At 37.6% G+C, this 14,039-nt stretch carries 11 protein-coding genes and 1 tRNA gene; 5 read left to right on the plus strand and 7 right to left on the minus strand.

Annotation, left to right across the window (positions count from 1 at the left end; translation table 11 throughout):
• Positions 1-411: 411 nt before the first annotated feature.
• Complete coding sequence (locus tag ABIZ51_04525) at positions 412-2,679, minus strand: PBP1A family penicillin-binding protein (GenBank protein MEO7088041.1); 2,268 nt, start codon at positions 2,677-2,679, stop codon at positions 412-414.
• A 137-nt stretch (positions 2,680-2,816) separates the two neighbouring features.
• Positions 2,817-3,152, minus strand: coding sequence for a hypothetical protein (locus ABIZ51_04530; GenBank protein ID MEO7088042.1), 336 nt, complete (start codon positions 3,150-3,152; stop codon positions 2,817-2,819).
• Positions 3,153-3,276: 124 nt separating this feature from the next.
• Here ABIZ51_04530 and ABIZ51_04535 point away from each other — a divergent pair, with 124 nt between their 5' ends.
• From ABIZ51_04535 to ABIZ51_04555, 5 genes are all read left to right on the plus strand, one after another.
• A complete protein-coding gene (locus tag ABIZ51_04535; protein MEO7088043.1) occupies positions 3,277-3,774 on the plus strand; it encodes a CvpA family protein in 498 nt (165 codons plus the stop codon).
• A gap of 208 nt (positions 3,775-3,982) precedes the next feature.
• Positions 3,983-7,255 (plus strand): SusC/RagA family TonB-linked outer membrane protein, encoded by a 3,273-nt coding sequence (locus ABIZ51_04540; protein MEO7088044.1) that lies wholly within the window; start codon positions 3,983-3,985, stop codon positions 7,253-7,255.
• A gap of 24 nt (positions 7,256-7,279) precedes the next feature.
• Complete coding sequence (locus ABIZ51_04545) at positions 7,280-8,644, plus strand: SusD/RagB family nutrient-binding outer membrane lipoprotein (protein MEO7088045.1); 1,365 nt, start codon at positions 7,280-7,282, stop codon at positions 8,642-8,644.
• Between the two features lie 148 nt (positions 8,645-8,792).
• Positions 8,793-10,685 (plus strand): T9SS type A sorting domain-containing protein, encoded by a 1,893-nt coding sequence (locus ABIZ51_04550; GenBank protein ID MEO7088046.1) that lies wholly within the window; start codon positions 8,793-8,795, stop codon positions 10,683-10,685.
• A 1-nt stretch (position 10,686) separates the two neighbouring features.
• Positions 10,687-11,058: a hypothetical protein gene (locus ABIZ51_04555; protein MEO7088047.1), complete on the plus strand. Its 372-nt coding sequence runs from the start codon at positions 10,687-10,689 to the stop codon at positions 11,056-11,058.
• Between the two features lie 32 nt (positions 11,059-11,090).
• Here the strand turns inward: ABIZ51_04555 and ABIZ51_04560 are convergent, their stop codons facing one another.
• The 5 genes from ABIZ51_04560 to ABIZ51_04580 form a co-directional block, all read right to left on the minus strand.
• Entirely contained in the window at positions 11,091-11,654 is a 564-nt protein-coding gene (locus ABIZ51_04560; GenBank protein ID MEO7088048.1) for a DUF1697 domain-containing protein, read from the minus strand.
• 25 nt (positions 11,655-11,679) lie between these two features.
• Entirely contained in the window at positions 11,680-12,768 is a 1,089-nt protein-coding gene (gene gmd / locus ABIZ51_04565; GenBank protein ID MEO7088049.1) for a GDP-mannose 4,6-dehydratase, read from the minus strand.
• A 457-nt stretch (positions 12,769-13,225) separates the two neighbouring features.
• Entirely contained in the window at positions 13,226-13,447 is a 222-nt protein-coding gene (locus ABIZ51_04570) for an AtpZ/AtpI family protein (GenBank protein MEO7088050.1), read from the minus strand.
• The gene (locus ABIZ51_04575; GenBank protein ID MEO7088051.1) at positions 13,404-13,970 is read right to left on the minus strand and encodes a polymer-forming cytoskeletal protein; all 567 of its coding nucleotides are present in this window, start codon (positions 13,968-13,970) and stop codon (positions 13,404-13,406) included. Before ABIZ51_04575 ends, ABIZ51_04570 begins: the two co-directional genes overlap by 44 nt.
• Positions 13,943-14,016: transfer RNA gene (locus tag ABIZ51_04580), tRNA-Ile, on the minus strand. Before ABIZ51_04580 ends, ABIZ51_04575 begins: the two co-directional genes overlap by 28 nt.
• Between the last annotated feature and the right edge of the window lie 23 nt (positions 14,017-14,039).

Below are 14,039 nucleotides of genomic sequence, written 5' to 3' on the forward strand. Positions count from 1 at the left end.
GAGCGTATGCGAGGAAATCACCCGATGAATAGCTTTCGGGAAGCTAAAATGAAATGAGAAATCCAAGCCTTGAATTTTTCTTTGCTTCTTTCTTTTGTTTGTAAGACAAAAGTAAAGAAGGAGTAAAAATAATACTAAGTGATATTTCCTTTTACGTTCTTTTTTCAAATCAAAAGAACATAAGAGAAATTTATGTTTTATTATCTTTTTGGCTTAACCCAAAAAGAAACAAAAAACTCAAAAAAAAGTTATCGGCTCACGCACAAGCTGGCTCAGCCCCCGCTACTTTTTCTGGCTTACGCTCCGCTTTGAAGTTTCTTTTTCCTTGAAAACTAAAGAAACCAATAAAATGTCATTTTACAATTCTAAATTCTTAATTTCTAATTCTTCATTTTTTTATGGCATTCGAAATCAATTGCCAGCTGGATCGTTCGAATCGAAATTAGCAGGATTATCGCTTCGATGTTGTTTTTCGTATTGATCGCAATCCAAATCCACGCTTATTTTTTTAGCAGGCTTCGCAAAATCCCCTTGCGACAGATGGATGGTTTTATCGGCATATACATTTTGCATGTAATACGCCCAAATCGGAAGTGCTTCGCTGGCACCTTGTCCCCATTGCATAGAGCTGAAATGTACACCACGGTCTTCCCAACCTACCCAACATCCAGAAACTAAATCGGGAGTGATACCCATAAACCAACCGTCGGAATTATTTTGTGTGGTTCCTGTTTTTCCGGCAATCGGATTCATCAATTTATATTTATAACGCAAACGTACTCCTGTTCCGTATTGTACCACGCCTTTCAATAAATCCAACATAATGTAGGCTTTTTCTTCGCTCATGACTTCTTGTGTTTTTGGAGCAAAATCTTGCAACACCTTTCCGTTTTTATCTTCGATGCGTGTAACAAAAATAGGCTCTGTCCAAGTGCCTTTGTTCGCAAACGTGCTGTACGCGCCAACCATATCGTAAACGGATATTTCGGGCGTTCCCAGACAAATGGAAGGTACGGCGTCCATCTCACTGGTGATTCCCATTCGTTTGGCTAAATCTACCACAGCTTGCGGACCAAATTGTTTGATAAGAAAAGCAGCAATTCTGTTGACGGATTTTGCGAGCGCTTCTTTCAAGGTCATCATTTTTCCGTCGTCATCGTTATCAGCATTCTCTGGCGACCAATCTTTTCCGTCGTAATGAATGGTTATAGGCACATTCGGAACTTCGTAGCAAGGCGAATATCCTTCTTGAATCGCCAACGCATACACAAAAGATTTAAACGTAGAACCGACCTGACGTTTTCCTTCTTTTACGTGATCGTATTTAAAATATTTATGATTGATACCGCCCACCCAAGCTTTGATATAACCCGTTTGTGGATCCATCGACATAAAACCAGCTTGCTGAAAACATTTACTATAACGGATGGAATCCATAGGACTCAGCGTGGTATCAATATCGCCATTCCACGAAAAAACAGTCATGTCAATAGGCGTATTAAAATTCTGGCGAATGGAATCATCCGAAACGCCCGCTTCCTTTAGCGAACGATACCGGTCGCTGCGCCTCATGGCATCGTTCATAATGTTTTCAATTTCTGTTTTGCTTACACGATAATCGAAAGGTGCATTGCGTTTGTGTTTGCATTCTTCAAAAAATCGCGCTTGTAAATCTTTGCAATTTTTTTCAACCGCTTCTTCCCCGTAAAGCTGCATACGCGAATCAATCGTAGTATAAATTTTTAATCCATCTTTGTAAATATCGTATTTCGTGCCGTCTGGTTTCGGATGTTCTTCGCACCATTTCCGTAAAAAATTATCGCGTAAATATTCTCTGAAATAAGTCGCCAACCCTTCGTTGTGATTTTCTGGTTGAAAGTGCAATTCCAAAGGTATTGCAGCGGTCGAATCCTTTTGCGCTTTGCGAATGTATTTGTATTTAAACATTTGTTCAAGCACCACATCTCTGCGGCCTTGCGTGGCTTTTGGTCGGCGCACAGGATTAAACAAAGCCGGATTTTTTTCCATGCCTACGAGCATTGCGGATTCGCCGAGGGTGAGCTGATCTGGACTGGTATTAAAATAAATTTTAGCAGCAGATTTAATGCCCACCGCGTTATTCATAAAATCAAATTTATTGAGATACATGGTTAGGATTTCATCCTTCGTGTATTGTCTTTCTAAGCGCGTAGCGATCACCCATTCTTTTATTTTACGAATGGCGAGGTGTAACTTGGAAGAATGTTCTTCGCGTGGAAAAAGCATTTTTGCCAATTGTTGCGTCAGCGTACTGCCGCCGCCTGAACTTTCTTTTCCGCCCAAAATGGTTTTAAACATCACACGAAAAAGTCCACGTACATCCACGCCGGAATGTTCGTAAAAACGAGCATCTTCAGTGGCAACCAAGGCGTGTACCAAATTCGGATTGAGTTCTTTAAATTGTACATCCGAACGATTTTCTACATAATATTTGCCGAGCACTTGCATATCACTGGAATATACTTCGGTGGCTAAATTATTTTTAGGATTTTCGAGTTGCTCGAAAGTGGGTAATTTTCCCATCCAACCCATTGAAACAATGGTTACCAATAAAGTCAAAAAAACAATGGGAGCAATAACGATAATCCAAAATATACGAATGTATTTTCGGAAAGAATCGGGTTTTTCTGCGCCTGTCATAAAGGAATGATGAAATTTCTTCGTAAAAGTAAGAAAATTAATTTCACGGAAAGGAGAGGAATGTCGTCTTCAAAAAAATAATTTTTCAAAAGCAAAAAGAGGAGAAAATCTTTTACTGATTTTCTCCTCTTCCAAAATTAATTTTCTGTATTGAAATAATCAATAACGGCGCGCTTAATCAATGCTAATTGTTCGCCGGGTTTTAGTGGAGGCAATTGCTCATTAAATTTCCAATGTGGCCAATCGTCGGCATCTCTGCCTTCAAATTCATAATATCCGTAAGGCGCTAAAAGTGTACAAATAGCGATGTGTAACAGGTCCAATTTCTTGTCTTTCGAAAAAGTTTTTTTGCCTTTGCCGAGTTCTTGTACACCAATTAAAAATAAAATTCCCTGCATGTCCAAATCCTCTCCGAAAGCGGGCGACAGCAATTTCACAACTTTTTTCCATTCAATTTCCAAGTCCTTGTCCATGCGCCAAAGATACTGATTCTTCCAGTTCACATTTTGAGAAATTCACAATGGATTCTGAATATCTTCTCGAAAAAATATTTTTTTGAAGGAGCAAAAAGAGTAGTTTCAAAAAATATTTTTTCAGATGAATACGCTCGACATTATTATAGTGATTCTCATTTTGTGGGGATTTTACAAAGGTTTCCGCAAAGGATTGATTATCGAATTAGCTTCGTTGATGGCACTTTGGGCTGGCGTTTATGGTGGAATTAAATTTTCGGATTTCGCAGCTCGTTTTCTGGAAAAAACATTTTCATGGCATTCTTCCCATGTTCGAATTATTGCTTTCGCAATTTTATTTTTAGGGATTTTGGCATTCGTATTTTTTATCGCAAAAATAACGGAACGTTTTGTAAAAATAATTTTATTGAATTGGATGAATCGTTTATTAGGCGCACTTTTCGGCGGATTAAAATTTGCTTTATTTATTAGTGTACTCTTCTTTATTTTACATTCCTTCGAACAAAAATTGAATTTCGTTCCGCAAAACACAAAAACGAGTTCCGTCTTGTATTCGCCAGTTTCTAAATTGGCGCCTGCTATAATTCCTGTGTTAAAACCGCTTGTGATCCATCGCTCATAAAGAGTCTTCGAAAAAATAATTTTTCAAACGACAAAAAATGATTCTATTTAGGATTACACTATTTTTAGAAAAAGAATTTGTTTTTTTAATAAAAATGAATTAATGTTGCACTGCTTTAATTTAGATTTTTAATAGATATAAAAAGCTAAGTCATCAGCAAAATTGCACGATTCGTATATTTATTTAACTAAAATTTAACACAATTTCTATGAAAAAGATGCTACGCGCTTCCGCCATTTTACTTTTTGTGATGTGTTGCGGATTTTTGAACGCTCAAACCCGTATTGTTTCGGGAACGGTAAAAGGAACGGACGGAAAACCTATTCCTTACGTAGTGGTACAAGTAAAGGGGACTACCATTGCTACCAGCACGGATACATCCGGAAAATTTTCTTTAGGTGTGAATACAGGCGAAACAACTTTGGTTTTTTCTTCCATTGGAGTAAAAAAGCAAGAAGTTGCTATTAGCGATAATATGAATGTAACCATGCAATCGGATTTATTCGGATTGGATGAATTTGTAGTTACTGCAATCGGTATTAGTGCCGAGAAAAAAAGTTTGGGATATGCTACACAGGTTGTTAATGGCGATGAGTTAAATAACTCTGGTACTGGCAACATGATGTCTGAATTGGACGGAAAAGTAGCTGGTTTAACTGTAATTAATAGTGCAGGAGACCCAGGTGCAGGAACGTATATGACTTTAAGAGGTGTAACTTCCTTAACTGGAAATAATCAACCGCTAATGGTGGTGGATGGTATCCCAATTGATAATTCAATTAACAATTATGACCCAACCAATGCAGGATTTGCAGCAGGTGGTGCTAGTGGAGGTTTAACAGGAGGCGCGCAACCCACCAACCGTGGTTTGGACATTAATCCAAGTGATATAGAATCCATTACTGTTTTGAAAGGACCAGCAGCAGCAGCTTTGTACGGTATTCAAGCAGCCAGTGGTGCGATTGTTATTACTACTAAAAAAGGAAGTGCTGTAGGCGGACCGAAAATTGAGTTTAACTCCTCCGAATCTTGGAGCTCACCGGATAAATTACCAGAGCTTCAGAACCAATGGGCACAGGGAAATAACGGGATTTATCAAGGACCTGATTCCAGTGGATCGGATAAAAAATTCTCTTGGGGTCCTGCAATCAGCACACTTAAACGTACAGGGGTAGCTAATCAATGGGATCGTAACGGAGATATTTCTCCTACAGGTACTGTTCCTGTTACGCCTTACAATCAATACAATTTCTTTCAAACAGGAGTTACAGCGGATAACAACATCGCTTTTTCAGGTGGAAACAGTAAATCCAATTACCGAATTTCTTTGGGAAATCTTCACCAAACAGGAATTATCCCTGGCACCAAATACAATAAAACTAATTTTAGTATAAACGGAGAAACCGCACTTTCAAAAAAATTAAGTATTACAGCGGGCGTTAATTACATTAACTCATTTAACAATAAAGCACAACAAGGTTCTCAAGTTTCGGGCGTGATGTTAGGTTTATTAAGAACTCCGGCAACTTTCGATAATTCTTATGGACAAAAAAATCCGGTAGATTCCAGTGCATACGTATTGCCAAATGGCAATCAAAGAAGCTACCGAGGCGGTGGTGGATACGACAACCCTTATTGGACTGTAAATCGGGATCCTTATACAGAAGGCTTGAACCGCGTTTTTGGTACTACGCAATTAAATTATCAGGCATTAAGTTGGATGATGGTTACTTACCGTATAGGCGGAGATGTTTATTTTCAAAGTGATAAAGACGCGTATGACATTGGATCGAATCAATTCCCAGCTGGATATTTATATACCTCGGATTATTTTAATAGCCAATTCAATTCCGATTTTATCGTAAATATGAATCATAAATTTTCCGACGATTTATCGGGTAATTTAATTCTCGGACAAAACTTTTTTGATTTAAGAAGTCAAAACCGTTTTGCTACTGGCAGTAATTTTTCCTTACCTAACTTTTTAGATTTATCGAATGCTCAAAATTATCAAGCCAGCGAGAGTGAAGCAGGAAAACGTACTTCGGCATGGTATGGAGAAGGTCAATTGAATTGGAAAAGTCAATTGTTTTTAACCCTTACCGGACGTGATGAAACGACTTCTACTTTAGCTCCAGGACACAATAATTTTTTCTATCCTTCCGTAAGTGCCGCATGGGTATTTACAGATGCGTTGAAACTAACGACCAACAAAATTTTCCCTTACGGGAAATTACGTATGTCGTATGCACAAGTAGGACAAGATGCACCGATAGAAGCACTTCAAACGTATTACAGTCAAGCAAGTATTAAGGATGGTTATACAACAGGAGTTACTTTCCCTTTCAACGGACAAGCTGGATACCAAATTAGCAGCCCTACTTCTGTCATTGGAAATTCAGGATTACTTCCTGAAAACACAAACAGTTATGAAATAGGTACTGATTTAATTTTCTTTCAAAACAGAGTGAGCTTGAGTGCAACGTATTATTATGAGAATACAACGGATGAGATTTTTACTGTTCCCATTCCTTATTCTACCGGATTTGCATCTGCTTTGTTTAACTTAGGTCAGGTAACTAACAAAGGTATTGAGCTTACTTTAAACACGACTCCTGTAAAGTTGAAAAACGGTTTTACTTGGGATTTAGGGTTTAACTGGAGCAAAAACGTGAACGAAGTAGTTGCCTTAGCACCGGGTGTAAATAGCTTATTTTTAGGTGGATTTACTGGTGGTGGCGTATATGCTTTGCCTGGACAACCTTATGGTGTTATTTATGGAACAGATTATGTTCGTGATGGCAGTGGAAACATGATAATTGACGACATCAAAACAGATCCAGGTTATGGTATGCCGATTGTGGGTACTCAAAGCGTTCCGCTCGGAAACATTCAACCAAAATGGATAGGTGGCATCAACAATGCCTTTACTTTCAAAAACATTACATTGGGAATTATATTGAATGTTCGCGAAGGTGGAAGTATGTGGGACGGAACATTGGGAGCCCTCGAATATTTTGGAACGGCTCAGCAAACTGCTAACCGTGGGCAAAATGTTGTATTTTCGGGTAATGCAGGACACTTAGACGCCAACGGAAATATTGCTCACAATAATTCATCAGGGACAGAAGTAACAGGAGAAGGAGCTGCCAATAATGTTACAGCACAATACAACGAATACTACTGGCAAAATATCGGAAGTAGTTTTGGAGGTCCAACTTCTGCAAACGTTTACGATGTTTCTTTTGTACGCGTAGGACAAATGAGTTTAACGTATTCGTTTCCTGAAAAATGGATTAAAAAAGCACATTTCACTAAATTATCGCTTACTGCTTTTGCCAACAACCCATTCCTTTGGACAAAATATCCTGGTGTTGATCCAGAAACAAGTCTTGGTGGACCTGCTAACGGACAAGGCTTGGACTATTTTAACAATCCTGGCATAAAAAGTTATGGTGTTCGTTTAAATGTTGGCTTATAATTTTTAACTGTTAAAAATCTACCTATGAAAACTATAAAAATATCCGTATCCGCAGTAGCTGTAACAGTGTTGTTACTTTCTGCAGCTTCTTGTAAAAAGGATTTCTATACGAAAGTGAATAAAAATCCGAATGCTCCGGCTTCGGTTGTTCCCAGTGTGTTATTGCCAACAGCAGAAACCGCCATTGGTTATTATGTAGGCGGCGAAATGTCGCAATATACCTCGATGTTTACGCAACAAACTTTTGGGCAAAGTCGTCAATCACAAATTTATTATCAATACGTAATGAATACATCGGATTTCGATGATTTGTGGGGCAATATGTACTCTTCTGCAATGGAAAATGACTATACGCTGATGCAACAAGCAACAAGCGGAGGAAACAACGAATACAAAGGAATTTCCGAAGTGTTGATGGCTTATTCTTTACAAACTATGGTAGATTGTTGGGGAAGTATTCCTTATTCCCAATCATTTAAAGGGGTAAGCAATTTACATCCTGCGTATGATAATGATCAAACATTGTATGGAACCATTACCACTTTATTAAATCAAGCCATTGTGGATTTGAACAATCCAAATTCTGGACTTTTAACTCCTTCAACCGATGATTTTATGTATGGCGGAAATGCGGCAAACTGGATTAAATTTGCTCATGCGATTAAAGCACGTTTATTCATCCATCAAACCAAACACAACAATATCGCTATGGCGGATAGCGCTTTAGTAGAAGTGGGAGAATCTTTCCAAAGCAATGCCGACAATGCAACAATTACTTACGGTACTGCTGCAACTGCTGCCGGCGAATGGTATCAATTCAACACTCAAAGAGGCGATATTAGTTTCGCATATTCAAAAATGGATACTGTCCTCAACATGTTAAATGACCCACGTAAAAACATTTTGATTGATAGTACTGCCGAATTAACCCAAGGTCCTGGGTTTGGGGGTTTTTATGGTGGTATCCCAAATGCTCCAGTTGATTTCATTACTTATTCAGAAATGCAATTTGTAGCAGCCGAAGCCACTTTGAGAGCAGGAGGATCTGTTGTTGCTGCACAAACATTTTATATCAACGGAATTACTCAAAATATGGCACGTTTAGGTGTTACTTCCACTAATACAACGGCTTATTTAGCAGGTACACAAGGGCTTTTGCCGGGTACTACTAATGCAGCCATCGCTCAAATAGCGTATCAGGAGTGGATTGCTTTGTACTTGAATCCAGAAGCATGGACATTGTGGAGACGTACCGCCAGCCCAACTTTAATTCCAGTTGCTGGAAGTAATGGAGTAGCGCGTCGGTTTATTTATCCGCAAAGCGAGGTTAATTTAAACAATGCACCTCCTTGTACCATGTGGTCTCCGACTCTTTTTTGGGATAACTAAAATACCTTTCAAAAAAATAATTTTTCAAGTCCTGCTTTTGCAGGACTTTTTTTATGCTTCAAAAAAATAATTTTTCGAAGGTGTTTTTTAATGCAAAATATTTTGAATATTAAAAAGAATAATTTATATTCGTCAAAAAATAATTCACATGAAAAACACTCTACTACTCAGCGCTGCATCTTTGATAGCAGGCTCTTTGTTTTCGCAAACCGTTATTCGCCATCCAGATGGATCGTATTACAAGCAATGTACGAGTTTTTCCATCAGCAGACCTTTGCGCGAAATAGCGAAAGAATATCCGGTTACCGGAAGAAAAGACGGCGTATATAAACAAGCTGCGGACAATGATGCACATAGAAGATTTCCGTATCAAATTCTGAAACACCGCGACGGCGCTGAAAAAACAATCACCGATTCTATTGTACAAAAAGCACAAGGAACAACCGCTACGGAAGGTACCATTGTGAGTGTAGATGGGCAATCCAGTTCGCAAGGGTACGTTCCTTATGATCCAAACGGAATGGTAGGTCCGAATAATTATGTACAAGCCATTAACAGCGATTATCAGGTATTCGACAAAAGTGGAACTGCACTTACTCCTTCCTTTGCTTTGAGCCATCTTTTTCCAGGAAGTACTGATGATGGCGATCCCGTTGTGATGTACGATAAATTTGCAGACCGTTGGGTAATAGAAGAATTTCAATCAGATAATAACGGAAACGAAACTGAAATGCAGTTTGCCGTTTCTACAACACCCGATCCAACTGGAACATATTATATTTATGATTTTACTCCAGATGCAAATGATTTTGCCGATTACCCAAAATTTTCTATTTGGTCAGACGGTTATTATGAAACATGTAATTGCCAAAATCAAAAAGTAGTTGTTTATCAACGTGCAAAAATGATTACAGGCGACCCTACTGCAGGTTTCATCGTTATTCCTTCTATTTATATGCCTGCCGGAAGTGGTGGTGGATTTTGGTGCCCGCAAACGCTTTATGCGGACGGAACATTGCCTCCTTATGGCTCACCGGAATATTTATTTGATTTTACCAGCGCCAGTTGGGGAGGAAATTTCACTGATAAAATCAGGATTTACAAAATAACTACCGATTGGACGAATAAAACAGGAGCCATTGCTCTTTCGGATTCCTTAACCACGCAACCTTCCAATTGTATTTTTACAGGTGGACAACAAGATATTGATCAGCCTGGGAACCCAAACAGTTTAGATGCACTTGATGGATTTTTCTCTTACCGTATTCCTTATTTAAGATGGGGAACTTACAATGCTGCAGTGATGTGTAACCCAGTAAACGTAGGAACTGGAAGTACAATTGTTTCTGGACTTAGATGGTATGAATTGCGCCAAGATGCTACGAGTAACGTTTGGAGTATTTATCAACAAGGTACGTATGCACCAAACGATGGCGTGAGTCGTTGGAATCCTTCCATTGCGATGGATCAGAATGGCAGTATTGGTTTAGCTTATTCTGTTTCCGATCCCACTTCTGTATATCCGGGAATTCGGTATACTGGTAGAAGAAAATGTGATCCTTTAGGAACAATGTCTTTAACAGAAGGAATTGGTGTTGCTGGGTCTTCTGCCTTTACACAGGCAAGCCGTTGGGGCGATTATGCTAACACAACGGTTGATCCATCTGATGGAGTTACGTTTTGGCATACGAATATGTATGTTGCAGCAGGTGGATATTTGAGTACGCGCATTTTTTCTTTTAAAGTGCCCATTTGCACCAGCGGAACAGGAATTGCTACGTTAACAAACAATCAGGTTACATTGAACGCTTTTCAATCTGGAGATGAATTAAGTATCAAAGCAAAAAATCTTCCAACGAATAGTACAATGATTTTAACCTTGTATGATGTACAAGGAAAATACATCAGCGGAAAAACGGTAATGCCAACTGCGAATGCACTTCAAACAACTATCAGCACCAGCGGTATAGCAAAAGGACTTTATTTTGTGAGATTAGGAAACAACGATTTTCAACGCGTTTTAAAAGTAATAATTCAATAATATGCTGAGAAGTAGGATTGGTAAGAGTTTTGCAGCATCGCTTATGATGATGTTATTGTGTTTGTTTGTTTGCGCCGCTTGTAAATCGAAGAAAGCGGTTGCCTCTATGAATGCAACGATTCAAAGCTCTTCCGCTCCGATAGCCAGCGGAAAAGTTTCTCATCAATACAGCGCAAGTGGTTGCGGAACGGTTATCGTGTGTGATTCTGTATCAGGAAAAAAAAGACTTATTTATATTCCGATTACTGGACTAACTACTTTTGATGTGGATGGATTGGAAATTTCTTTCAATTACCGAATTTTAAAAATCCATAATCCGAAAGGTTGTGTAACAGGAATTCCGATACAGATTTCGAACATTTCCAAAAAATAATTTTTCAGTATCCTCAAAACAGCTTCAAAAAATTATTTTTTTGAAGCTGTTTTTTTGTTCGCCAATTCAACTAGTTTCATTACGGTTTTCCAATTTCTGGTGGTAGCAATTATATTTAACTTTTTTTCAAAAAACGGATTGGATAATTTTGTATTTCCGTAACCATTCGAACAACAAATAAAAATTTCTTTGTTGTTCAGAATAAATTTATCGGGCGAATAATCCAATTTTAAAATTTCCTGAACTTCTGATTTGGCGGGTATTTCCGAAAGGAAAGTAACGTGTAATCTTTCTACATCACTATTTTCTTCATTCAAAAAAGGGTTCTCAAAAATTATTTTTTCGATTTCAGAAACCGTTCTAATAATTACCGGAACTTGAAAATTATATGTTTCAAAAATTATTTTTTCAATCGCTTTTGAAAGCGCTGAATTATTATTTTTCGCGTCTGTTTTAAAAATAACATTTCCGCTTTGTATGTAAGTTACAACGTCTTTGAAATTTAATTTTTCGTACAGCTTTTTTAAATCCAACATCAAAATTTTTCGATGTCCGCCCACATTAATTCCGCGTAAAATGGAAATATAGGTTTGCATTTTACTAATTTTTTGCTCGAAAAAATTATTCGTGGAAATTCATCACATCGTGTCCACCTTCCAGCAAATACTTGTCTTTTCGAAATAATTTCAAATCAGATTCCATCATTTCTTTTACCAATTGTTCTAATTTATATTTGGGTTTCCAACCTAAATTTTTGTGCGCTTTCGAAGCATCTCCCACCAATAAATCTACTTCAGTCGGACGAAAATATTCAGCATCAATTTCGATGAGCGTTTTGCCATTCGCCGTGTTGATGCCTTTTTCTTCGATTCCTTTTCCTTTCCATTCCAATTTAATTTCTACTTCTGCAAAAGCCATTTCTACAAATTTCCGTACGGAAACTTTTTTTCCTGTTGCCAATACATAATCGTCTGCTACTTTTTGTTGAAGCATCATCCACATGCCTTCCACATAATCTTTTGCATGTCCCCAATCGCGCTCTGCATCAAGGTTTCCGAGAAATAATTTTTTCTGTAATCCTAAACTTATTTTTGCGGCAGCGCGCGTAATTTTTCGCGTTACAAAAGTTTCACCTCTCACTGGACTTTCATGATTAAATAAAATTCCGTTGCAAGCGTACAAATTATACGCTTCGCGATAATTTTTTGTAATCCAAAATCCATATAATTTAGCCACTCCGTAAGGGCTGCGTGGATAAAAGGGAGTGGTTTCGCGTTGCGGAATTTCCTGAACCTCGCCATACATCTCGGATGTAGAGGCTTGGTAAAATTTTGTTTTCTTTTCTAATTTTAAAATGCGAATGGCTTCGAGCAAACGCAATGTGCCGATAGCATCCGAATTAGCAGTATATTCAGGTGTTTCGAAAGAAACTTTTACGTGCGATTGTGCTGCCAAATTATATATTTCATCTGGCTGAACTTCTTGCACAATACGAATCAAATTGGTAGAATCCGTTAAATCGCCATAATGCAGAAAAAAATTTACTTTTTGCTCGTGGGTATCTTTGTAAAGATGGTCAATTCTGTCTGTATTAAACGACGAACTTCTACGTTTGATGCCGTGAACAGTGTATCCTTTTTTCAAAAGAAATTCGGCTAAATACGATCCATCCTGACCGGTAATTCCGGTAATCAATGCTACTTTACTCATTTTTTCGATTTCAAATTTATATACAATAATACTAAAACGATTACAATTAATTCCACTTAAACACTTCGCTTTTTGAAAAATTTCAACAAAGAAACGGTTTCAAAAACAGTGTAAAAAATATAAAGGATTAAAAAGAAAATAATAAAAGGTTGCGCATTTTGTTTTCTAAAAAAAAGATAGAAAAAAATCACCATCAGATAAATAAGTAATTTACTTGTAGTGGCTTCCATGAAATAAGAAACGAAGTTTCGAAAATTATTTTCTGAAGATTTTTTTACGACAATAAAATGGGTGAGAATCGTTACAATAAAAAATAAAATATTAAGCAGAAAAAATATTTTTCGAGAGTAGTTTTCTGGCAAAAAAGGAAAAAGGAAAAATCCGGTGGATAGGATAAATAAAGTAAAAATCGACAACTTTATCAAAAATAAACGGAAGTGTGCGTTGTACATTTTAATTACAAAAGATCTCGAATAAAATAATAAATGGCTAAAAAAGCACCAAATAACGCAAATGTTGCAGTAAAAACAGGATAATGAAGTGCAAAATGTTTATCCAACCAAATACCCGAAAAAAGAAATGCGAGCATAATGGCAATCATTTGAAATGCCATGCCCGAATAGCGGGCGTAGTCGTTAAGCCGTTTTTTCTTCTTTTCTAACTCCGGTATTTCCGCCATGCTTGATGTCTTTTATCACGCCACCCATGGTGCAAGAGCCGGAAAAATTGGCGCCCGGTTCAATGGCTAATTTATTGGTAATAATATCTCCGTTTATTTTGGCGGTTGATTTCAGCGAAAGCAATTCGGCAACAGTTAATTTACCAGTAATGGTTCCAAGTATTTCCGCATTTTGACAAATTACATCACCTGAAATATTTCCAGTAGGACCTACTACTAATTTTCCTTTTGCATCAATGGTTCCAGTTAAAAGTCCGTCTATTCTTAAATCTCCGTTTGATTTAATATCTCCATCAATAACCGTTCCTGGTCTGATTTGATTCACCAAAGGTGATTCATCTTGATTGTTTCTTGCCATTTCAGATGTATTTTTAGTAAACATAATTCGTAAAGGTATAAATTTAATTTTCAAAAAAGCAAATTGACTTGATTTCAAATCAAAAACAAAGGCGTTCAAAAAAATATTTTTTTGAACGCCTTTGTTTAGAAGTGCGGTGGGCCCACTTGGAATCGAACCAAGCACCCACAGATTATGAGTCTGTTGCTCTAACCGAATGAGCTATGGGCCCCTTTAAAATTTCTTTTAAAGCGT

It is taken from the genome of Bacteroidia bacterium (assembly GCA_039924845.1).
Classification (GTDB): domain Bacteria; phylum Bacteroidota; class Bacteroidia; order DATLTG01; family DATLTG01; genus DATLTG01.